This window comes from Rhizobium sp. BK591, from assembly GCF_014195045.1.
GTDB lineage: Bacteria > Pseudomonadota > Alphaproteobacteria > Rhizobiales > Rhizobiaceae > Rhizobium > Rhizobium anhuiense.
In genome coordinates this window covers 21,601-44,023 of sequence record NZ_JACIAZ010000007.1, presented here as the reverse complement: position 1 = coordinate 44,023, position 22,423 = coordinate 21,601, and the positions used below count along the sequence as shown (strand labels likewise).

Here is a 22,423-nt window from a genome sequence, read left to right as displayed (position 1 = left end):
CAGGTGTCAGGCAGTTGCCGGACGGATCACTCGGCCGGCGGAATCGAACAGATGGCAGGCAGCGGGATCGGCCATCAGCGGCACGCGGTCGCCCGGCCGCACCGCGATATCGCCTTCGGCGCGCACCACGATCGGTTGCTGCGGCGAGCCGACGGTCATGTAGGTCTCGACGCCGAGGCGCTCGACGATGACCACCTCGGCGGTGAAATTTCCCCGCCCCTCCGGCGCGATCTTCAAATGCTCCGGCCGGATGCCGAGCTTGGCCTCGCCCTGCGGCACGACCCCGTTCGCATCGGCAAGATCGAGCGAAAGCCCGATCGGGCTGTCGAGATGCAGCCTGCCCGCTGAGGCCTGCGTCGCGGTGACCGGGATGACATTCATCTTCGGCGAGCCGATGAAGGTCGCGACAAATTCATTCTCCGGCTGATGGTAGAGCGCCATCGGCGCCCCCGCCTGTGCCACCAGGCCCTTGTTCAGCACGACGATGCGGTCGGCCATCGTCATCGCCTCCACCTGGTCGTGGGTGACGTAGACGACAGTTGCCTTCAGCTCGCGGTGCAGACGCTGCAGCTCGGCGCGCATCTGCACGCGTAGCGCCGAATCGAGGTTCGACAGCGGCTCGTCGAACAGGATCAGCGCCGGTTTCTTGATGATGGCCCGGCCGATCGCCACGCGCTGGCGCTGGCCGCCGGAAAGGGCGGCCGGGCGGCGGTCGAGATAGTCGGTGAGCTGCAGGATCTCGGCGACACCTTCCACCTGCCGGCGGATTTCCGCCTCCGGCACTTTTTTGAGACTGAGGGAGAAGCCGATGTTTTCGGCAACGCTCATATGCGGATAGAGGGCATAGGACTGGAACACCATGGCGATGCCGCGCTTGTCCGGCGGCACGTCGTTGATGCGCTTGCCGTTGAGGATGAGGTCGCCTTGGTCGATACCTTCGAGGCCGGCGATCATGCGCAGCAGCGTCGACTTGCCGCAGCCGGAGGGGCCGACGAAGACCGCGAATTCGCCGTCTTCCACGGTGATGTCGACGCCTTTGATGACCTCGAGCGCGCCGTAAAATTTGCGAACGTTTCTGAGATTGATCATCTGTTTCTCTTTCTTGATCTCAGCCCTTCACGCCGCCCGAGAATGTCTGGACGAGGAAGCGCCGCGCAAAACCGAAGGCAACGACGGCAGGCAGCAGGTAGATGAAGGCCAAAGCCGTCAGCAGGCCGTAATCGATCTCGTTGATGCGCAGGAAGGCGCGGAAGAGACCGAGCGGCAGCGTCTGCAGCTCCGGCGACGACAGGAAGATCAGCGGCAGAAGGAAGTCACCCCAGGCCGACATGAAGGCGAACAGCCCGGCAGCCGCCAGCCCCGGCAGCGCCAGCGGGATCAGCACCCGGCGGATGCGCTGGATGAGAGTCGCCCCATCCATCAGCGCCGCCTCTTCGTAATCCCTCGGCAGCCCGTCGAAGAAGGTCTTCATGATCCAGAGCGCCAGCGGCAATTGCATGGTCGCCAGCACCAGGATCAGCCCGAGATAACCGTCGATGAAGCCGGTCCAGCGCATGATGTCGCGGGCATAGCTGCCGAAGATCGGCCTGAGCACTGCCGCTTCCGCATTGTTCAGCGTCAGCAGGAACTTGTAGAGCGGCACGACCAGCGCCGTCGGCGGCAGCACCCGGATGAGCAGGATCGCATAGAGGAAGGGCAGCTTCCACCAGGCCCTGGTGCGTGACAGCGCATAACCGCCGAGCCCGGCAAGCACCATGACCAGCAGCGTCGCACCGCCGACCACGAAGAGCGAGTTGAACAGCCACTTCGCCCCGTCCTCCTTTGTGAAGACCTTGATATAGTTGGCGAAGGTCCACTGCTCCGGCCAGTGCAGGAAAAGCTGCGCATTGCCGTCGAGAGAGGCGAGCAGCACCCAGAAGAAGGGAACCGCGCAGAAGATCGAGATCAGCGACAGCGTCGCATAGGCGATGAGGTCGGAGCGCCCCTTGTTTGCGGTCTCGCTCGGAGAAATGACGGTCATGTCATACCTCCACCTTCATGGCCCGGACATAGGCGATGCCGAGGATTAGCGAGATGACGAGCGCGACGACGGCGACCGCCGCACCATATCCCAGCTGGAATGCCGTAAAGGACTGGTTGTAGATATAGATGCTGACGACCTCGGTCGCCCCGCCCGGCCCGCCGCGCGTCAGCGCATAGACGAGGCCGAAGACGGCGATGGTGGAGACGGCCGAGATCAGCATATAGAGCAGGATTGTCGGCATCATCAGCGGCAGGGTAATGCGGCGGAACATCTGCGACGGTGTGGCGCCGTCCATGCGCGCCGCCTCGTAGATCTCCGCCGGAATGGTGCTGAGGCCCGCGGTCAGGAGAATCATCGCCGTGGCGATGCCGCGCCAGGTGTTGACGACGATGATCATCGACAGCGGGAAGACCTGCAGCCAGTCGGCCGGCGTGACGCCGAAGAAGCTGACGATGCGGCTGAGCGTGGCATTATCGCCGCCGGCCAGCATCGAGATCCACATGAAGCCGGCGACGACTTCGGGAGCGGCATTCGGCAGCAGGATGATCGACGAGAACACCCGCCGGAAACGGATCGGCCGGCGCAGCGCCATTGCCGAGATCAGGCCGAGCACGAACTGGCCGATCACCGCTGAACCGATGACGAAGACGAAGGTGACGAACAGCGCGTTCCAGAATTTCGCGTCGTTCAAGAGCCGCGTGTAGTTCCTGAGACCGACGAAGCGGGGCCGAAGTGCGGCCGCCCCGGTCAGCGCCTCGTTGGTGAAGCTCAGATAGACGGAATAGAGGGCCGGATAGATGACGAAGGCCAGAAGCAGCACCAGCGAGGGCAGCAGGATCAGCAGCCACTGCCGCTCGGCGCGCTTTTCATGAGAGTTTCGGGCCATGCAAGCTCACAACCTTGTCGAATGAAGCCGGCTTATCGAATGAAAGAGAAGACGCGGGCGATGCCGCCGCGTCCCCGTTCGCTGGGAAGGAAAGCGGAGGCTTACTTGACCATGTCGTCGCCGAGGGTTTCCTTGACGTAGTCGACAAGGATCTTCTGGGCGCCGGCAGCGTCGGTCTCCTTGCGCAGCAGCGCTTCGGTGGCCCGCGCCACACCTTCCGAGACCGTGCCGAAGCCGGAGGCCTGCTTCAGGAACACGCCGTTCCCGGCCGCCGCATGGATCGGAACCAGTTCCGTCAGCTTCTGGAACTCGGCATTGTCGGCCGCGTCCTTGCTGGCGGGAATGTTGCCGATGCGGGCGGCGTAGGAAACCTGCGTCTCGATCGAGCCGATCTCCATCAGCGCCTTGATCGCCAATTCGGTGTTGGCCGACTTGGAATTAACCGCCCACGGCGCGGCGAGATTGGCAAGCACATACTGACCGCTGCTCTGGCCCGGGACTGTCCAGGTGCCGACCACCTTCGTCACGTCGGGAATCGGATTTTTGCTCTCGCGGCCCCAGTCGAAAATATAGCACCAGGAGCCGCAGGTGGTGGCGGCAAGCTTGCCTTCCGGGAACATCTGGTACTTCGGCACGACCCAGGGCTCGGGTCCGAGCAGCGGCTGCGTCGGCATCAGATCCTTGTCGATCAGTTCCTTGTAGACGTTGAAGACATCCTTGATGCCTTCGCCATTCAGATCGAGCTTGCCGTCGGCATCGACGAGCTGCGGCGTCTTCGAACCGACGAGCAGGTGCTGGAAGCCTTCGTCGAAGGCACCGCTTCCCCAGGAAACGCCGGCCGGGAACAGCAGGCCATAGGCGCCGGTCTTCTGCTTGATTTCGGCGGCACGATCGAGAAGCTCCTGCCAGGTCTTCGGCTGTTCGGTCGAGATGCCGGCCTTTTCGAGAACGTCCTTGCGATAATAGATTTCCTGGATGCCGAGCATGAACGGCATCACATAAGTCTCTCCGTCCGGGCTGACGGCGAGGTCCTTGGCGACATCATAGAGGTTGGCGTAGCCATCCCAGGCCTTGAACTCCTTGGTCACAGGCGCGAGGTAGCCGGCTTCCACCATGTCGGCGACGGCTGCCGTCGTCGGGATGGAGAACAGGTCGGGGGCGTTGCCGGCGCCGAGCTCCGTCAGGAGTTTCGTCAGGTAATCCTTGTCCGGCGCCGGATATTCGATGACCTCGACGGTGACGCCGTATTTCTTTTCGATCCGCTCGACCGTCGACTTCATCGCGTCGATGCCGGCCTGACCGTGATTTGCAATTCGGATTGTTTCAGCCTGCGCCAGCGTCGAAACCGCGCTCAGCAGAACGGCGCACAGGCCGCCAAGAACCATCTTCTTCAACGGAAGTCCTCCCTTTTTTAGAGACACGGCGCCCTCCAGCACCGACCGCGAAAATGTACACGCATTCCCAATGCTGACAAGACGGTTTTTAAAAAGATTCGTTATTGGGTTTTAATATACTGATATTACTTATCTAATTAAATATTGCCATCACTGTAACGTTTGTGTAATCGTGTGCACAAATGCAATCAGGGAGGAAATTTCATGACTGGGAAATTGCGCCTCGGCGTCATCGGTGCCGGCCTGAAGGCGGCGGAATATGCCGCGAGCTGGGTCAAGATGCCGGAGATCGAATTTGCTGCACTCGCCGACACCACGGCGGCTTCGCGCCAGCGCCTGCTCGACGTCTGCCTCGCCGCCGGCGCCCCCGAACCGAAGAGCTTCGAGGACTATCGTGAGATGCTCGGCCAGTGCCGGGACGAACTCGACATCGTCTACATCTCCACCCCGCATGCCTTCCATGCCGAGCAGGCAACTGCCGTTGCCGAGGCCGGCCTCGACCTCTTCCTCGAAAAGCCGATGGTGACGACCGTCACCGAGGCCGAGAGGCTGATCGCCGCGCAGAAGAAGAGCGGCGTCACCATCGTCACTGCCTTCCAGGGCGGCCTCTCGCCGCTGGTGCTCGACACGCGCCGGCGGGCGCTCGCCGGCGAATTCGGCGAACTGATCGCCATATCGGGCATGATCTGGGAAAGCTGGTCGTCGAACTATCATGGTCATTGGAAACAGCAGCCTGAAATTTCAGGCGGCGGCTTCATGTTCGATACCGGCGCCCATATGATGAACACCGTCTGCCTGCTCGCCAATTCCGATTTCGACAGCGTTTCGGCCTACATGAACAACCACGGCAGGCAGGTCGACATCGCCACCGCCGTCTCCGCCCGGCTGAAAAACGGCGCGCTGACGACATTGACAGCCGCCGGCGAAGGCCCTCCGGGCTGCGCTTCCTACATCACCTTCTTCTATTCGAAGGCGATCGTGCGCATCGATGCCTGGGGCGGCTGGCGCGAGATCAGCCTCGGGCGGAGCGCCGAGCCGCGCGAGGAGGCCGAGATTCTCGGCAATCCGATGAAAAATTTCCTCGCCATTCGCGCGGGAAAGATGGAAAACTCCGGCTCCGTTGAAATGGGCCTCAGATTCGCTAGGCTATGGGATGCAATCAAGGAATCGGCAGCGGCCGACGGCGCTTCCGTCAGGATCGTCGCCCGATAGGCGCTGAAGATGGGCGGAATGAACAGACGGCGGATCACTTCGAAGGAACTGGCGAAACTCGCCGGCGTCTCCTCCGCCACCATTTCCCGCGCCTTCTCCCCGGATTCACGCATCGGCAGCGCCACCCGCGATCGCATCCTCGCCGTCGCCCGTGAACATGGCTACCAGCCGAATGCGATCGCCCGCTCGCTGAACAACCAGCGCTCGCGCCTCGTCGCCCTGGTCGTCAATGCGATCGGCAACCCCTGCGAGGCCGAGGAACAGCAGCTTCTCGTCCACCGCCTGCAGGCAAGACAATTGCTGCCGATCATCCTCTGCTGCGCCGATCATTCCGACCGGCTGCAGCTGATGCGCCTTGCCTCCACCTATCAGGTCGATCACGTCGTCGTCTTCTCCGACATGGTGTCGATGCAGGATGCCGTCGACATCTTTCACACGACGAAGCCTATCATCGTCTCCTTCGAGCCGCTCGACAACGAAAACGTCTCCAGCATCCGCATCGACGGCTCTGGGGCCGCCGACGAGATCATCGACAAGATCGTCCGCGACGGCAAGAAGCGTTTCGCCTACCTCTCCGGCACCAATTCAAGCTGGATCGACAAGCTCAGGCGCAAATGGTTCGCCGATGCGCTCGCCAAGCGCGGCCTCTCTTTCGAGGCGCAGGCCTTCGGCGACTATTCCTATGATTCCGGCTTCAAGGAAGCCGTGCTGCTGCTGCACCGGAACAAAGTCGATGCCATCATCTGCGGCAACGACGTCATGGCGATCGGCGCACGCGATGCCGCCCGCCGGGTGATCGGCAAGAACACGCCTGACGATATCGCCATCGTCGGCCAGGACGGCATCGCCATGGCCGCCTGGGATTGCAACGACCTCACCACGCTGAGCCTCGACCACGTCGCCTTCATCGATGCCGTCGTCGAACTGATCGAACGCCATGACGCCGAGATCGAAGGCCCGCACAGCATCACACTCACCTGCACCGCCCGCTGGGGCTCGACCGCATAGCGGCACACATCCATTGCATCGAGGAGGAATACCGATGACCAGATTTTCACGCGCCGAAGGGCGCCGCAATGTCCCTGATGCCGTAAGCTGGAGAGCCTGAAATGCGTTCCGTCGTCTCCTTCAATGAAGGCTGGAGTTTCCATGAGGGCTTCGGTCAGCGTTTGCTCGAATCTTTCGATGCCGCCAAATCAGTCAGCCTGCCGCATACCGCCGTCGAACTGCCCTTCAACTATTTCGACGAAACCAGCTATCAGCGCGCCTTCACCTATCAGAAGGTGCTGCGCTGGCTGCCGGAGTTCGAGGGGCGCGAGGTCTCGCTCGTCTTCGACGCCGCCATGGCCGACAGCGTCGTCTATCTGAACGGCGAGGAAATCGTCGCCCATAAGGACGGCTACACGCCCTTCGAGGCCCGCCTCACCGGCAGGCTCGTCAGGGGAGAGAACCTCGTCACCGTCAAGATCGACGGCAGCGAGAACCCGGCCATTCCGCCTTTCGGCGGCCGCATCGATTATCTCACCTATGCCGGCATCTACCGCGACGTCTGGCTGAAGGTCACCGACCCGGTATCGATCCGCAATCTCAAGATCGAAACCATGGACGTTCTTCGCCCGGAGAAATCGGCAACCGTCCGCGTCGATATAGCCAATCCCGAGAGCCGCAGCTTCTCGGCGACCGTCACCGCCACGCTGAAGCAGGCAGACGGCACGGTGGTCGCCACCGCCGCCACCGAAACGATCGGCAGCCGCACCACGCTCTCTTTCGGCGGCCTCACCGGCATCACCCTCTGGGACATCACCGATCCCACACTCTATGACGTCACCGTCGAACTCAGGACCGAGCACGGCTCCGACCGTGTCTCGACCCGGTTCGGCTTCCGCACCGCCGAATTCACGCCGGAAGGTTTCCTCTTGAACGGCAAGCCGCTGAAGCTGCGCGGCCTCAACCGTCACCAGGCCTTCCCCTATGTCGGTTATGCCGCCGGTCGCTCCGCCCAGGAGCGCGATGCCGACATCATGAAGACGGTGCTGAAGTGCAATATCGTCCGCACCTCGCATTATCCGCAGTCGAAGTGGTTCCTCGACCGCTGCGACACGATCGGCCTGCTGGTTTTCGAGGAAATCCCCGGCTGGCAGCATATCGGCGATGCCGATTGGCAGCAGGAATCGATCGAGAACGTCCGCCGCATGATCGAGCGCGACTGGAACCACCCCTCGATCATCATCTGGGGCGTGCGCATCAATGAATCGCAGGACAATCACCATTTCTACGCCGAGACCAACAGGCTCGCCCGCGAGCTCGACAGCACCCGCCAGACCGGCGGCGTGCGTTATATCACCGAGAGCGAACTGCTCGAGGACGTCTACACGATGAACGACTTCATCCTCGGCAACGAGGAACTGCCGGGCGCCAACCGCCCGCGCACGACGCTGCGCGGCCAGCAGGAAAATACCGGACTGTCCCACAAGGTGCCGTACCTCATCACCGAGTTCAACGGCCACATGCACCCGACGAAGATTTACGATCAGGAGCAGCGCCAGGCCGAGCATGTACGCCGGCACCTGGACGTGCTGAACGCCGCCTACGGCGATGCCGATATATCCGGCGCCATCGGCTGGTGCATGTTCGACTACAACACGCACAAGGATTTCGGCTCCGGCGACCGCATCTGCTATCACGGCGTCATGGACATGTTCCGCGAGCCGAAATTCGCGGCCTATGCCTATATCAGCCAGTGCGATCCATCAGACGAGATCGTCATGAAGCCGGTGACCTTCTGGGCGCGCGGCGAACGCAATATCGGTGGCGTGCTGCCGCTGATCATCCTGACCAACTGCGACGAGGTGGAGCTGCAATATGGCGCGCTTTCCAAACGCATCGGCCCGGACCGCGAAAACTACCCGCATCTGCCGCATCCGCCCGTCGTGCTCGACCATCGCCACTTCACCGCCGATGAGCTCGGCACCTGGGGCCTCGAATGGATCGACGGCACCTTCACCGGCTATATCGACGGCCAACCGGTGGCCAGCCTGACGCTGGCGGCCGATCCGTTGCCGACGACGCTTGAGGTCGTTGCCGACAGGTCGACGCTCAGAGCCCGCGAACGCGACAGCACACGCGTCATCATCCGCGCCCTCGACCAGAGCGGCCAGCGCCTGCCCTTCATGAATGACAGCATTTCGCTGAAGGTGCACGGCCCGGCAAGGATCGTCGGCCCGACCACTGTGCCATTGCAGGGCGGCACATCAGGCTTCTGGCTGGAGGCGACGGGCTTCACCGGCGAGATCACCGTCGAAGTCGTTTCTACACGTTTCGCACCGGTGACAACAAGCGTGACGGCCGCCTGACGGCCATCACCCGATCCTGGCCTGTGTTTGCGGATCGAAGAAGACAGCCTTATCGAGATTGAAGGCCAGTCGGGTTGTCTGGCCAGGTGCAATGCCGGCATCGGCGCGCAGCCGGGCGACGACGGATTTGCCGCCGAGCTTGGTGACGGCGAAGGTGTCGGAGCCGGCCGGTTCGACGACTTCGATCAGGCAGTCGCCCTCGCTCAGCATGCGCGCCTTGCGGTCGGCGCCATCCGGATCGGTCAAGGCCTCGGGGCGGATGCCGAAGATCACCTGTCTGCCGGTATAGGTGGTCAGGCCATTGTTGCCAGCCATGACGGGGAGCTTGAGCGGGGCGGCATTCGGCCGCTCCAGCGAGACTTCCAGCCCACCGGCGCCGTTTTCGACGGTGGCGGTCAAGAGGTTCATCGCCGGCGATCCCATGAAGTCGGCGACGAAGATGTTGGAGGGGCTGTTATAGATCTCGGCCGGCGTGCCGAACTGCTGCAGCACGCCGTCCTTCAGCACGGCGATCTTGGTCGCCAGCGTCATCGCCTCGATCTGGTCATGGGTGACATAGACGAAGGTGGTGCCCATGCGCTGATGCAGCCGCTTGATCTCGGTGCGCATGTCGACGCGCAGCTTGGCATCGAGATTGGAGAGCGGTTCATCGAACAGGAAGACCTGCGGATTGCGGACCAAGGCTCTCCCCATGGCGACGCGCTGGCGCTGGCCGCCCGACAGCTGGCTCGGCTTGCGGTCGAGCAGATGGCCGATCTGCAGCATGTCGGAGACCTGCTTGATCGCCTTGGCACGCTCGTCCTTCGGCACGCCGCGGATCTCCATGCCGAAGGCGATGTTGCCCGCCACCGTCATGTTCGGATAGAGCGCATAGGACTGGAACACCATGGCGATGTCGCGCTTGGAGGGATGCAGGCCGCTGATGTCGCGCCCGTCGATCCTGATATCGCCCGAGGTGATCGTCTCCAGCCCGGCAATGGTGTTGAGCAGGGTCGACTTGCCGCAGCCGGACGGGCCGACCAGCACGAGAAAGCCGCCCTTGTCGAGTTCGAGGTCGATGCCCTTGAGAATGTCGACGGCGCCGAAGCGCTTTTTAAGACCGGAGATTTCGAGGAAGGCCATGGATTACCCTTTGACAGCGCCCGCCATCAGACCGCGCACGAAGTAGCGGCCGGCGAGGATATAGACGATGAGCGTCGGCACGGCGGCGATCATCGCCGCCGCCATGTTGACATTGTATTCGACCACCCCGGTCGAGGTGTTGACGACATTGTTCAGCGCCACCGTCATCGGCATGGAATCGCCGGTGCCGGCATAGGCCGAGGCAAACAGGAAGTCGTTCCAGATATTGGTGAACTGGTAGATGACGGTGACGACGATGATCGGCAGCGAGTTCGGCAGCATGATGCGCCGGAAGATCTGGAAGAAGCTGGCGCCGTCGACCTGGGCGGCCCGCACCAGCTCGGTCGGAAAGGCCTCGTAGAAATTGCGGAAGAACAGCGTCGTGAAGCCCAGGCCATAGACGACATGGACGAAGACCAGATTGACGGTCGGATTGCCGAAGCCGAAGGTGAAGCCGGTGGCGTTCTGCAGCGTCATGCCGAAGCGGCCGAGCGAACCGAGGATCGTCGCCATCGGCAACAGCACCGACTGGAACGGAATGAAGCAGGCAAACAGCATCAGCCCGAACACCAGCGTGTGGCCGGGAAAGCGCCATTTGGTCAGGACATAACCGTTCAGCGCCCCCATGATGGTGGAGATGGCGACGGCCGGCACCACCATCTTGATCGAGTTCCAGAAGTAGCCCTTGATGCCGGCGCAGGTCAGACCCACACAAGTCTCGCCCCAGGCCTTGATCCAGGGATCGAAGGTCGGGGATTGCGGCAGCGCCAGCATGTTGCCGTTCTGGATCTCGTCCATGGTCTTGAACGAGGTGGTCAGCATGACGAAGAGCGGCATCAGGTAGAGGATGGCGAAGATCACGAGCAGGCCGTAGATGACGGTGCGGCCGATCCAGCGGCTGTTGCTGTTGTTGTTGTCGTTGCTGTTGTCGCTGGCCTGCGGGGGTGTGATTGCCGGAGAGGTCACGCTGCTCATCGCGCCTTCTCCTTCAGTTCGGAATAGAGATAGGGCACGATGATCGCCGAGATGGTCATCAGCATGATGATGGCGCTGGCCGAGCCGACGGCCATCTCGTTGCGCTTGAAGGTGTATTCATACATGAAGTTGGACGGCAGCCAGGCCGAGCCGCCCGGCCCGCCCGAGGTCAGCGCCACCACCAGGTCATAAGACTTGATCGCCATATGGGCGAGCACGATGAAGGCCGACAGAAAGATCGGCCGCAAGAGCGGAATGACGATGCGGCGGTAGAGCTGGAAGGGCGAGGCGCCGTCGATCTGGGCGGCCTTCATGATCTCGCCGTCGATGCCGCGCAGGCCCGCCAGGAACATCGCCATGACGAAGCCCGACGCCTGCCACACACCGGCGATGACGACGGTGTAGATGACGAAGTCCTTGTTCTTGATCCAGTCGAAGTGGAAGCTCGTCCAGCCGAAGTGGTGCAGCGTCTGTTCCAGGCCGAGGCCGGGATCGAGGAACCATTTCCAGGCAACGCCGGTGACGATGAAGGAGAGCGCCATCGGATAGAGGAAGATCGGCCGGAGCAGCCCCTCGCCGCGGATCTTCTGGTCGAGCAGGATGGCGAGGAAGAGACCGAGCGCCAGGCAGATGCCGACATAGAGGAAGCCGAAGATCGCCATGTTGGTGATCGAGGTGTACCAGGAGGACGGCGGATCGCTCTCGAAGGTCCAGCGCCACAGCCGCTGATAGGCGCGTGCACCGGTCAGCGCATAGGAGGGAAAGGTCTTGGAATTGGTGAAGGACAGATAGGCCGTCCAGATGATGAAGCCGTAGACGAAGATGATGGTGATGACGAAGCTCGGCGCCAGCACGATCTTCGGCAGCGCATCCTGCAGCCGGCCGCGCAACGAGATGCCCGTCGATTGCCGCGGCGTCAGAACCGGATCGGTGGTCGCAACTGTGCTCATGGAATGTCATCTCCTCCCCGCATGATGGCTCCTCGATATCGTCCGGGCATGATCATCCTGCGTGATCGGCGCGGAGCCTGAAGCTTCCCCGCGGGTCACGCGGGGAAGCATTGTCATCACAAGTGATCTCAGCGGGCGTCGTCGATCGCCTGGACCAGCTGGGTCACGGCCTCGTCGGAGGTCTTGATCTGGCCGTGGACGAACTTCGAGACGACGTCCTTGTAGGCATTGGCGATCGCCGGCGGTGCGCCATAGCCTTGCGCCAGCGAGCCGAACAGCGTGCCGCCTTCATTGGCAGCCTTCAGGTCGGCGATACCCTTCTTGCCGCAGGCGTCGAAGTCGGTATCGGGAACGTCGGTGCGAGCCGGCACCGAGCCCTTGACGACGTTGAAGGCCGACTGGAAGCTCTTCGACAGCGTTGCGGTTGCCAGCGCCACCTGCGCCGCCTTACGGTCGTCGGGGACGTTGAACATGCCGAACATGTCGGAGTTGTAGATCACGCTGCCGTCGGTGCCGGGGAAGCGGTAGCACAGGAAGTCGGTATCCGGCGTCTTCTTGGCGGCGACGAATTCGCCCTTGGCCCAGTCGCCCATCACCTGCACCAGCGCATCACCCTTGATGACCATGGCGGTGGCGAGGTTCCAGTCGCGGCCGGAGAAGTTCGGATCGACATATTTGACGATCGTCGCCAGATTATCGAAGGACTTCTTCATCGTCTCGGACTTCAGCGACTCTTCATCGAGGTCGTTGAAGGCCTTCTTGTAGAACTCCGGACCGCCGGTCGACAGCACGATCGAATCGAACATCGTCGCTTCCTGCCAATTCTGGCCGCCAAGGGCGAGCGGGATGACGCCGGCGGCCTTGGCCTTGTCAAGCAGGGCGATCAGATCGTCGAAGGTCTTCGGCTGGGTGCCGCCGATCTTGTCCATCACCGCCTTGTTGATCCACAGCCAGTTGACCGAGTGGACGTTGACCGGGGCTGCGACCCACTTGCCGTCATAGACCGAGAACTTCTGCAGCGCCGCCGGCACCGACTTGTCCCAGCCTTCCTTCTTCGCCGTCTCCGTCAGGTCGCCCATGACGCCGGCCTGGGCATAATCGAGCACGGTATACCCCAGCATCTGCGAGGCTGTCGGATAGGTGCCGGCCGCCACCATCGCCTTCAGCGCCGTCATCGCCGCGTCACCGCCACCGCCGGCCACTGGAACATCCTTCCAGGCAAAACCTTCCTTCGACAGATCCTGCTTCAGAACGTTCAGCGCCGCTGCCTCGCCGCCCGACGTCCACCAGTGCAGCATCTGCACTTCCTTCACGTCGGCAGCCTGCGCTGCGCTCAGGCCGGCCATCATCACGACAGCAATCGCTGCCGAGCTCAAAAACTTGCGCATGAATTTCCTCCCATTTGCAAATCGGCGGCGGGACCCTCCCTGCCGCCCGATGTTTTCCACCCATTGTGGCGGTCGACATACGACCGCGCTCCTCCGCGCGGTTGCTAATTTAAAACGTTATAACTCTTTGATCGTCAAGTCCTTTCTCGACTGTCGAGAAAAATATGGTTATTTCGACATTGCATTGAAATTAATAGATATTTTCTATAAGATTAACAAAACGTAAAAATTTAAAACGTTTTCATTCGTTGATTGCGTGCCGGATTCATCGTGTTATTGTGTCGGCAAATCCACCATGGAAAGCTCAGGGTGACCGAACCGTCCCGGCCGCAACGCGGCGAAAATTTCGATATCGCACACAGGCGCGGCAAGCCGACCTTGCGAACGATCGCCACGATCGCCGGTCTTGCCGTGACGACGGTGTCACGGGCGCTTTCCGACGCGCCGCAGATTTCGCTGGAGACCCGTCAACGCGTGCACCGTATCGCCCGCGAGATCGGCTATCTCCCCGACCGGGCCGCGCAGCGTCTGAAGACCGGCCGCACCAACGTCATCGCCATTCTGCTCGATTCGCACGAGGAGGTGGTCGGCTTCAGCACCTCGATCATGTACGGCATCGCCAAGGCGCTGAAAGAGACCGCCTACCATCTAGTCGTCGCCCCGAACTTCCTGTCGACGACCGACGTCGAAGCCGCCGAATACATTATCCGCAACCACCTCGCCGACGGGCTGATCTTCACACGCACCGAACCGCTCGATGCCCGTGTCCGCCTCCTGCTCGAAACCGGCTTTCCCTTCATCTGTCACGGCCGCACCGAATTTTCGACGCCGCACCCCTATGTCGACTATGACAATTTCACCTTTGCCTATGAGGCGACGCGCCGGCTGATCGCCAAGGGCCGCAGAAAGGTGGCGGTGATCCTGCCGCCGAAACGGCTGACCTTCTGCCAGCATATTCTGCATGGTTTCATGACGGCGGTGCGCGAAGCAGGCATCGCCTATGAGATCCCTGAGGCCATCGATCTCGATACACCGGCGGGTGTGCTGCGCGACTTCATTCGCGGCCGCGCTGATGCCCCGGATGCTCCTGACGGTTTCATCTGTCCCGGCGAAGTTTCGGCGCTCGCCGTCATCAGCGGCATGAGCGATGCCGGCCGTTTACTGGCCATCGATTACGATATCGTCGCCAAGGAGACGTCCCGCCTTCTCAGCCAGTTGCAGCCGAAGGTCGACACGATCCACGAGGACCTGACGGCCGCCGGCGAGGATCTCGGCCGCATGCTGCTGCAGCGCATCAACAATCCGGACGCCGAAGATCTGCAGCTTCTGCTGCCGCCGCAGATCAACTTTCCGGTCGGTTAACCGCTCGGCTGTGACGGCCGACCTCTTAAAACTGTTTGCATGACGCGTGATTTGTCCTAGAAGCACCGCGTAATCCGGTCGCAGCCCACCCGGTCAAAACAAGGGATCCAAAATATGAAAACCATCGTCGTCTGCTCCGGCGGACTGGACTCCGTTTCGCTTGCCCACAGGATAGCCGCGGAAAAACAGCTTATCGGCCTAATCTCCTTCGACTACGGCCAACGGCATCGCAAGGAACTCGAATTCGCCGCGAAGTGTGCCGCACGCCTTTCCGTTCCCCATCATATTATCGACATTGCCAGCATCGGCGGCCATCTCAGCGGATCGGCCCTGACCGACAATGTCGAGGTTCCCGACGGCCACTATGCCGAGGAGACCATGAAAGCCACGGTCGTCCCGAACCGCAACGCCATCATGCTGGCCATCGCCTTCGGTCTGGCGGCAGCGCAAAAGGCAGATGCCGTTGCCGTCGCCGTGCATGGTGGCGACCACTTCATTTACCCCGACTGTCGGCCGGGCTTCATCGACGCCTTCCAGCGCATGCAGAACGAAGCGCTGGAGGGTTATGCCAGCGTGAAATTGCTTGCACCGTATGTCGATGTTCCCAAAGCGGCGATCGTGGTTGACGGCGAAAAACACGGCACGCCGTTTTCGGAAACATGGTCCTGCTACAAGGGCGGCAGGCTCCACTGCGGGCGCTGCGGAACCTGCGTCGAACGCCGCGAGGCCTTCCATCTGGCCGGCGTTCCCGATCCGACGGAGTACGATGACCGGGACTTCTGGAAAGCGGCCCTGTCCCAATATTCGGCGACGGAGGCGCGTTGATGTACCGCATCACCAAGGAGTTTCACCTCTCCGCCTCCCATCAGCTGGATCATCTGCCCGCCGACCATCAATGCGCTCGGCTCCACGGCCACAACTACATTGTGGTCATCGAGCTCTCCGCCGAAAGCCTGAATGATGACGGCTTCGTTCGTGACTACCACGACCTCTCGTCGCTCAAGCGCTATATAGACGAAACCTTCGATCATCGGCACCTGAACGACGTCTTCGGCCATTCGAAAGTCACCTCCGAGTTCCTGGCAAGGCACTTTTACGACTGGTGCAAGCAGCGCTTCCCGGAGACATCGTCCGTTCGCGTCAGCGAGACGCCGAAAACCTGGGCGGAGTACAGACCGTGAGTGGCGGAACCATTCGCGTCAGCGAGATCTTTGGCCCGACCATCCAGGGTGAAGGCGCCTTGATCGGGCTGCCGACGGTGTTCGTCAGAACAGGCGGCTGTGATTATCGATGTTCCTGGTGCGACAGCCTGCACGCGGTCGACAGCGCGTTCCGCGATCAATGGATTCCGATGTCCCCCGAGGCGATCTGGCATAAGGTCACCGAACTCTCCGGGGCAAAGCCACTGACGGTTTCCCTTTCCGGAGGCAATCCGGCGATACAACCCTTAAGGCCGCTGATCGAACTTGGCCATTCCCAAGGATACCGCTTTGCACTGGAAACGCAGGGAAGCATAGCCCAGGCCTGGTTTCGCGATCTCGACGTCCTGGTCATCAGCCCCAAACCGCCATCCAGCGGCATGCCGACGGATTGGGACCAGGTGGACCACTGTCTTCACCTAGCCGCCAGCGGCCCCGAGATCGTCCTGAAGATCGTCGTCTTCGACGATGCCGACTACGCATTCGCCCGACGGGCAGGTGAGCGCTATCCGCAAATTCCCCTGTTCCTCCAACCCGGCAACCACACCCCGCCGCCGCCCGACGATGACGACGCCCGCATTGATATCGACGGTGTGATGGATCGGATGCACTGGCTTGTCGACAAGGTGACGGCGGACCAATGGTTTGCAGCCCGCGTGCTGCCTCAACTGCACGTGCTGCTTTGGGGAAACAAGCGAGGGGTCTGAGCTACCTGCCCTCTGGAAAGGCGAAGACATCGACCGGTTCGCCGAGCCCGCGCAGCGGGAAGGTGCCGAGACTGTCCATCTCCTCCGCGCAGCCCGCCATTTCGACGAAGGCCCGCGATAGCAGCACCGGACGCTTGACCTCCTTGGTCAGGCTTTCCAGCCGCGAGGCGACATTGACCGCCGGCCCGATGACGGTGAAATCCAGCCGCCGGCGCGAGCCGATATTGCCGTACATGACATCGCCGACATGCACGCCGACGCCGTAGCGCAGCGGTTCGCGCCCATTGCTCGCATGCTGCTGGTTCAATTGCGCCATCAACTCCTGGCCCTCACGGATCGCCTGCAGCAGATCATGACAGGCCGTTTCCTTGCTCAGCGGGAAGATCGCCAGCAAGCCGTCGCCCATGAACTTCAGGATCTCTCCGCCATAGCGCTCGATCGGGTCGGACATAGCGTCGAAATAATCGTTGAGCAGATGGATGACGTCGTCGCGCGGCCAGAGATCCGAAATCGCCGTAAAGTCGCGCAGATCGCAGATCATGATCGCCGCGCCGACGGTCGCGCCGCTGCCACGCGTCGTAACACCCGACAGGATCTGCTCGCTCGCATGCGGTCCCACATAGGTCTGCAGCAGCGTGCGCGCCATGATGTTCTTCAGCCGGATTTCGCTGACGAGGGTCAGGGCCGGCAGCAGGTCGCGCAGGGAATCGATATGATCATTCGTAAAACCGCCCGGCCGGCTGGTGGAAAATGTCGCGACGTGCCGTTTGCCGAACGTATGCTCGACCGGCCAGGCGATATACTCCGTGAGACCGTCGTCGCGCAGTTCCTGATAGAATGAATCCTCGTCGCCGTCGGCTGTGTCTTCCAGCTGTTTGCGCACCTCCTCCGCACCCTGATGGATCGCATTGACGGGACTTTTCAGGAACTCCGGGGTATTTTCGACACCATAGGCGAAAGTGTTGATCTTCGCCTCCGTCAGACCCTCCTTCCAGAGGATGCGGGCGCCAATCCATTGCGGATGGTTCGTCCTGAAATGCAATGTCGCGCGCGCCACCGGCACCCCTGATGCCAATAGCTTCTCGCACATCTCCACCAGGATGTTGTCGATGAACCGCTCGCCGCGCGTCTCGTTCACCAGCCAGTCGAGGATCCGTCTCCTGCGGATCGGCCAGACGCCATCATCCGCTTCGACGGTAGTCCCGGCCTTGTCCAAAAGAGACGACATCAAAAACTCCTGCTGCGCCATATCGGCGAGTACTGAATTTAGTTTCCGCTGAATGTGGGCGATAGGGAAGCAAATGATAAGGGGAGACGGCGATCAAACCTCAGAAATCCCAGTCCTCGTCCTCGGTCGCCACAGCCTTGCCGATGACATAGGAGGAGCCGGAGCCTGAGAAGAAGTCGTGGTTCTCGTCGGCATTCGGCGAAAGTGCCGACAGGATCGCCGGGTTGACCTTGCAGGCATCAGCCGGGAAAAGCGCCTCATAGCCGAGGTTCATCAGCGCCTTGTTGGCATTGTAGTGCAGGAACTTCTTGACGTCCTCGGTCAGCCCGACGCCGTCATAGAGCGCTTCGGTATATCTGGCCTCGTTATCGTAGAGTTCGAGCAGCAGCTCGAAGGCGAAATCCTTGATCTCCTGCCTTCTCTCCTCGCCGAGCCGCTCCAGCCCGCGCTGGAACTTGTAGCCGATATAATAGCCGTGCACCGCCTCGTCGCGGATGATGAGGCGGATCATGTCGGCCGTATTGGTCAGCTTGGCGCGGCTCGACCAGTACATCGGCAGGTAGAAGCCGGAATAGAACAGGAAGCTTTCGAGGAAGACGCTCGCGACCTTCTTCTTCAGCGGATCGCCGGAGCCGTACTGCTCCATGATCAGCGCCGATTTCCGCTGCAGGAATTCATTCTCCTCCGACCAGCGATAGGCATCGTCGACATCGGGCGTCGAGCACAGCGTCGAGAAGATCGAGGAATAGGAGCGCGCATGCACAGCCTCCATGAAGGAGACGTTGGAAAGCACCGCCTCCTCATGCGGCGTTGCCGCATCTTCCATCAGCCTTATGGAACCGACGCCATTCTGGATCGTGTCGAGCAGCGTCAACCCGGTGAAGACGCGGATGGTCAGTTGCTGCTCGACCGACGTCAGCGTCGCCCAGGAAGGAATGTCGTTCGAAAGCGGCACCTTTTCCGGCAGCCAGAAATTGCCGGTGAGCCGGTTCCAGACTTCGAGATCCTTATCGTCCTCGATACGGTTCCAGTTGACGGCGCGCACGCGGCTGATCGGCTTTACGGCGATGTTCATGGTGATTATGTCCTCAATAGATCTGATGGCGCTCGGAGCCCCCTCACCCTGCCCTCTCCCCGAGGGGAGAGGGGATGTCGCGCCTGCCGCAAATGTCTTCTCCCCATAGGGGAGAAGGTGCCGGCAGGCGGATGCGGGGGCCATTTGCTTAAAGGCTCGCGGCCGAAATCAACTCACAGCGTACAAGACACACAGCCCTGCACCTCAGTGCCGGACAGCGCCATTTGGCGAAGGCGGATGTAGTAGATCGTCTTGATGCCCTTCTTCCAGGCATGGATCTGCGCCCTGTTGATATCGCGCGTCGTCGCCGTGTCGCGAAAGAACAAGGTCAGCGACAGCCCCTGGTCGACATGCTGGGTCGCCGCCGCATAGGTGTCGATGATCTTCTCCGGTCCGATCTCGTAGGCATCCTGATAATAATCGAGATTGTCGTTGGTCATGAACGGTGCCGGATAATAGACGCGGCCGATCTTGCCTTCCTTGCGAATTTCGATCTTCGAGACGATCGGGTGGATCGAGGAGGTCGAGTGGTTGATGTAGGAGATCGAGCCTGTCGGCGGCACCGCCTGCAGGTTCTGGTTATAGAGGCCGGAGGCCATGACCGCCTTCTTCAGCGCGGCCCAGTCCTCCCTTGTCGGAATATGGATGCCCGCCGTCTCGAACAGCGCCCTGACCTTCTCCGTCGCCGGCTCCCAGAGCTGGTCAGTATATTTGTCGAAATAGTCGCCGGAAGCATATTTCGAATTCTCGAAGCCCTTGAAGCTCGTGCCGCGTTCGACCGCCAAGAGGTTCGAAGCGCGGATCGCGTGATAGGTGACCGTATAGAAATAGATGTTGGTGAAATCGACGCCTTCCTCCGAGCCATAGAAGATGCGTTCGCGGGCGAGATAGCCGTGCAGGTTCATCTGGCCAAGGCCGATCGCATGGCTCTCCTCATTGCCCTTCTCGATCGAGGGAACCGAGGAAATGTGGCTCATGTCGGAAACGGCCGTCAGCGCCCGGATCGACGTCTCGATCGTCTTGCCGAAATCGGCCGAATCCATGGCCGCGGCGATGTTCAGCGAGCCGAGATTGCAGGAAATATCCTTGCCAAGATATTTGTAGGAGAGGTCGTCATTGTATTCGCTGGCCTCGCTCACCTGCAGGATCTCCGAGCAGAGATTGCTCATCGAGATGCGCCCGGCGATCGGGTTCGCCCGATTCACCGTGTCCTCGAACATGATATAGGGGTAGCCGCTCTCGAACTGGATTTCGGCAAGCACCTGGAAGAATTCGCGCGCCTTGATCTTCTTCTTTGAAATGCGGGCATCCGCCACCATCTCGCGGTACTTTTCCGTCACCGAAATATCGGTGAAAGGCGCGCCATAGACGCGTTCCACGTCATAGGGCGAGAACAGGTACATGTCTTCATTGTTCTTGGCGAGCTCGAAGGTGATGTCGGGCACGACGACGCCGAGCGACAGCGTCTTGATGCGGATCTTCTCGTCGGCATTTTCACGCTTGGTATCGAGGAAGCGCATGATGTCGGGGTGATGGGCGTTGAGATAGACCGCACCCGCGCCCTGCCGCGCCCCGAGCTGGTTGGCATAGGAAAAACTGTCTTCGAGCAGCTTCATCACCGGGATGATGCCAGACGACTGGTTCTCGATCTGCTTGATCGGCGCGCCGGCCTCGCGGATATTGGTCAGCGACAGCGCCACGCCGCCGCCGCGCTTCGACAATTGCAGCGCCGAATTGATCGACCGGCCGATCGATTCCATATTGTCCTCGACGCGCAGCAGGAAGCAGGAAACCAGCTCTCCGCGCTGCTTCTTGCCGGCATTGAGGAAGGTCGGCGTCGCCGGCTGGAAACGGCCGGAAATGATCTCGTCCACCATGTCGCGGGCAAGGCCCTCGTCGCCGCGCGCAAGCGCCAGCGCCACCATGCAGATGCGGTCCTCGTAGCGCTCGAGATAGCGCTTTCCGTCGAAGGTCTTCAGCGTATAGCTGGTGTAATATTTGAAGGCGCCGAGGAAGGTCGGGAAACGGAATTTCCTGGCATAGGCCTGGTCGAACAGGTCTCGCACGAAATTGAAGGAATACTGGTCGAGAACCTCCTGCTCGTAATAACCCTCGGTCACGAGGTAATCGAGCTTTTCCCTCAGATTGTGAAAGAACACCGTGTTCTGGTTCACATGCTGCAGGAAATACTGCTTGGCCGCCAAACGATCCTTGTCGAGCTGGATCCGCCCATCCTCGTCATAGAGGTTCAGCATGGCGTTCAGCGCGTGATAGTCGAGCGTTTCCGCCGCTTTCAAAGGGCGTTGGCCTGCGGGATGAGCAAAAGTGTTATGCGGTTTTGCGCCCGCATCCCGCGTCAGAGTTGTTCCCGTGTCCAAAATCGTTCCATCCCGTGTTTGACGTTGGCGACGTCGTCTTCCGTGCCCATGAGCTCGAACCTGTAGAGGTACGGCACCAGGCATTTCCGCGAGACCACGTCGCCGGCGAGCCCGTATGTCTCGCCGAAATTGCTGTTGCCCGCGGCAATCACGCCGCGGATGTGTCCTCGGTTTTCCGCATCGTTCAAGAAACGAATCACCTGCTTGGGAACGGCACCCTTGCCGCCGTCGCCGCTATAAGTCGGCACAACAAGCACGAAGGGTTCGTGGATATGGAACGCGTCAACGCCACCGGTCGGAATGCGCGCCGCGCGCAGTCCGAGCTTGGCGACGAACCGATGGGTATTTTCGGATCGGCTGGAATAATAGACGATCAACCCCACCGCTTGTCCTCACTCAGGAGAGCGCGCTGATCATGTCGGGGCGGAAGCCCGCCCAGTGCTGCTCGCCGGCGATGACGACAGGCGCCTGCATGTAGCCGAGGCTGCGGACCCGATCGAGCGCTTCGGCATCCTGCGAGATATCGACGATGTCATAATCGACACCCAGACGGTCGAGGGCGCGGTAGGTGGCAGTGCACTGGACGCAGGCAGGCTTGCTGTAGACGGTAATGGTCATAGTATTCCTCGTGACGACGCGATTGGGACGCAGGACATCGATCGGAAATCTCTCGATATCCGTCGAAAAGGCTCTGTATTTTGCAGCTATGCGGCTCGTTCAGCCGCCGGGCGCGACGTGCCCTTTATATTGCGCGGGTGGCAGCCTGAATTGAGATACTGACATGACTTCACCCCGAAGTGGCTCAATGCGAAGGTTTCAGGGGCGGAGGTTCGGGCCTGCGAAACGCGATGCGGAGATCCCCGCAGCCATGCAAACGCGACCTTCCGGACACCCCGCCCGTGGACGTTTTGTTCGAGGCAGGTCTCCTGGCTCACGGGTCGATGCACCCTGCCCCAGCCTTCCCGGAGCATCATGCTCCAGTGACCTGAAATCGGACAGTTGCTCACCGCTTACAGTTGCGGGGGCAGCTCCGGCATTGCCGCGCCATGATGGCGAAGCGCACCGAATTCCCGTCTTAGCCATCGATCCTTACGAATCGATGGAACCTCGAACACTAGATATAGTACGCCAATCCAAATTCGCGTCAACGGATGGTTTGTGCGTTGCGTTA

20 protein-coding genes and 1 riboswitch are annotated in these 22,423 nt (G+C 61.1%); of the genes, 7 read left to right on the top strand and 13 right to left on the bottom strand.

Annotation, left to right across the window (positions count from 1 at the left end):
* Positions 1-6: 6 nt before the first annotated feature.
* The 4 genes from FHX10_RS27280 to FHX10_RS27265 all read right to left on the bottom strand — a co-directional run bounded on the left by FHX10_RS27280 (position 7) and on the right by FHX10_RS27265 (position 4,303).
* Entirely contained in the window at positions 7-1,089 is a 1,083-nt protein-coding gene (locus tag FHX10_RS27280) for an ABC transporter ATP-binding protein (RefSeq protein ID WP_063475259.1), read from the bottom strand.
* Positions 1,090-1,108: 19 nt separating this feature from the next.
* Positions 1,109-2,020 (bottom strand): carbohydrate ABC transporter permease, encoded by a 912-nt coding sequence (locus tag FHX10_RS27275; protein WP_063475258.1) that lies wholly within the window; start codon positions 2,018-2,020, stop codon positions 1,109-1,111.
* 1 nt (position 2,021) lies between these two features.
* Positions 2,022-2,909, bottom strand: a complete 888-nt coding sequence (locus tag FHX10_RS27270; protein ID WP_063475257.1) for a carbohydrate ABC transporter permease — start codon at positions 2,907-2,909, stop codon at positions 2,022-2,024.
* 101 nt (positions 2,910-3,010) lie between these two features.
* The gene (locus FHX10_RS27265; RefSeq protein WP_028757114.1) at positions 3,011-4,303 is read right to left on the bottom strand and encodes an ABC transporter substrate-binding protein; all 1,293 of its coding nucleotides are present in this window, start codon (positions 4,301-4,303) and stop codon (positions 3,011-3,013) included.
* 204 nt (positions 4,304-4,507) lie between these two features.
* On the opposite strand from FHX10_RS27265, the gene FHX10_RS27260 reads away from it, so the two are divergent.
* From FHX10_RS27260 to FHX10_RS27250, 3 genes are all read left to right on the top strand, one after another.
* A complete protein-coding gene (locus FHX10_RS27260; RefSeq protein ID WP_028755628.1) occupies positions 4,508-5,515 on the top strand; it encodes a Gfo/Idh/MocA family protein in 1,008 nt (335 codons plus the stop codon).
* Positions 5,516-5,524: 9 nt separating this feature from the next.
* Positions 5,525-6,523 carry a LacI family DNA-binding transcriptional regulator gene (locus FHX10_RS27255; RefSeq protein WP_028755627.1) on the top strand — a complete coding sequence of 333 codons (999 nt, stop codon included), beginning with the start codon at positions 5,525-5,527 and terminating at the stop codon, positions 6,521-6,523.
* Positions 6,524-6,624: 101 nt separating this feature from the next.
* Positions 6,625-8,868 (top strand): glycoside hydrolase family 2 protein, encoded by a 2,244-nt coding sequence (locus tag FHX10_RS27250; RefSeq protein ID WP_183845179.1) that lies wholly within the window; start codon positions 6,625-6,627, stop codon positions 8,866-8,868.
* A 6-nt stretch (positions 8,869-8,874) separates the two neighbouring features.
* Here the strand turns inward: FHX10_RS27250 and FHX10_RS27245 are convergent, their stop codons facing one another.
* From FHX10_RS27245 to FHX10_RS27230, 4 genes are all read right to left on the bottom strand, one after another.
* Entirely contained in the window at positions 8,875-9,990 is a 1,116-nt protein-coding gene (locus tag FHX10_RS27245) for an ABC transporter ATP-binding protein (RefSeq protein ID WP_028755625.1), read from the bottom strand.
* Between the two features lie 3 nt (positions 9,991-9,993).
* Positions 9,994-10,965 carry a carbohydrate ABC transporter permease gene (locus FHX10_RS27240; RefSeq protein ID WP_028755624.1) on the bottom strand — a complete coding sequence of 324 codons (972 nt, stop codon included), beginning with the start codon at positions 10,963-10,965 and terminating at the stop codon, positions 9,994-9,996.
* Positions 10,962-11,915 (bottom strand): carbohydrate ABC transporter permease, encoded by a 954-nt coding sequence (locus FHX10_RS27235; RefSeq protein ID WP_028755623.1) that lies wholly within the window; start codon positions 11,913-11,915, stop codon positions 10,962-10,964. The genes FHX10_RS27240 and FHX10_RS27235 overlap by 4 nt, the downstream gene beginning before the upstream one ends.
* 128 nt (positions 11,916-12,043) lie before the next feature.
* Positions 12,044-13,303 (bottom strand): ABC transporter substrate-binding protein, encoded by a 1,260-nt coding sequence (locus FHX10_RS27230; RefSeq protein WP_028755622.1) that lies wholly within the window; start codon positions 13,301-13,303, stop codon positions 12,044-12,046.
* A 309-nt stretch (positions 13,304-13,612) separates the two neighbouring features.
* On the opposite strand from FHX10_RS27230, the gene FHX10_RS27225 reads away from it, so the two are divergent.
* From FHX10_RS27225 to queE, 4 genes are all read left to right on the top strand, one after another.
* Positions 13,613-14,665, top strand: a complete 1,053-nt coding sequence (locus tag FHX10_RS27225) for a substrate-binding domain-containing protein (protein ID WP_028755621.1) — start codon at positions 13,613-13,615, stop codon at positions 14,663-14,665.
* A 114-nt stretch (positions 14,666-14,779) separates the two neighbouring features.
* Positions 14,780-15,490, top strand: coding sequence for a 7-cyano-7-deazaguanine synthase QueC (gene queC / locus FHX10_RS27220; RefSeq protein ID WP_028755620.1), 711 nt, complete (start codon positions 14,780-14,782; stop codon positions 15,488-15,490).
* Positions 15,490-15,846, top strand: coding sequence for a 6-carboxytetrahydropterin synthase QueD (gene queD, locus FHX10_RS27215; protein WP_028755619.1), 357 nt, complete (start codon positions 15,490-15,492; stop codon positions 15,844-15,846). Before queC ends, queD begins: the two co-directional genes overlap by 1 nt.
* Positions 15,843-16,571, top strand: a complete 729-nt coding sequence (gene queE, locus FHX10_RS27210; protein WP_028755618.1) for a 7-carboxy-7-deazaguanine synthase QueE — start codon at positions 15,843-15,845, stop codon at positions 16,569-16,571. Before queD ends, queE begins: the two co-directional genes overlap by 4 nt.
* A gap of 1 nt (position 16,572) precedes the next feature.
* On the opposite strand, the gene FHX10_RS27205 is transcribed toward queE, so the two are convergent.
* The 5 genes from FHX10_RS27205 to nrdH form a co-directional block, all read right to left on the bottom strand.
* A complete protein-coding gene (locus FHX10_RS27205) occupies positions 16,573-17,799 on the bottom strand; it encodes an adenylate/guanylate cyclase domain-containing protein (RefSeq protein ID WP_028755617.1) in 1,227 nt (408 codons plus the stop codon).
* Positions 17,800-17,899: 100 nt separating this feature from the next.
* Positions 17,900-18,874, bottom strand: coding sequence for a class 1b ribonucleoside-diphosphate reductase subunit beta (nrdF, locus tag FHX10_RS27200; RefSeq protein WP_028755616.1), 975 nt, complete (start codon positions 18,872-18,874; stop codon positions 17,900-17,902).
* Positions 18,875-19,047: 173 nt separating this feature from the next.
* Positions 19,048-21,252 (bottom strand): class 1b ribonucleoside-diphosphate reductase subunit alpha, encoded by a 2,205-nt coding sequence (gene nrdE, locus FHX10_RS27195; protein WP_028755615.1) that lies wholly within the window; start codon positions 21,250-21,252, stop codon positions 19,048-19,050.
* On the bottom strand, positions 21,231-21,635 hold the full coding sequence (nrdI, locus tag FHX10_RS27190) for a class Ib ribonucleoside-diphosphate reductase assembly flavoprotein NrdI (RefSeq protein ID WP_028755614.1): 405 nt from the start codon (positions 21,633-21,635) through the stop codon (positions 21,231-21,233). The genes nrdE and nrdI overlap by 22 nt, the downstream gene beginning before the upstream one ends.
* A gap of 13 nt (positions 21,636-21,648) precedes the next feature.
* Positions 21,649-21,870: a glutaredoxin-like protein NrdH gene (nrdH, locus tag FHX10_RS27185; RefSeq protein WP_018243700.1), complete on the bottom strand. Its 222-nt coding sequence runs from the start codon at positions 21,868-21,870 to the stop codon at positions 21,649-21,651.
* A gap of 280 nt (positions 21,871-22,150) precedes the next feature.
* Positions 22,151-22,377: riboswitch (cobalamin riboswitch) on the bottom strand.
* Positions 22,378-22,423: the final 46 nt, after the last annotated feature.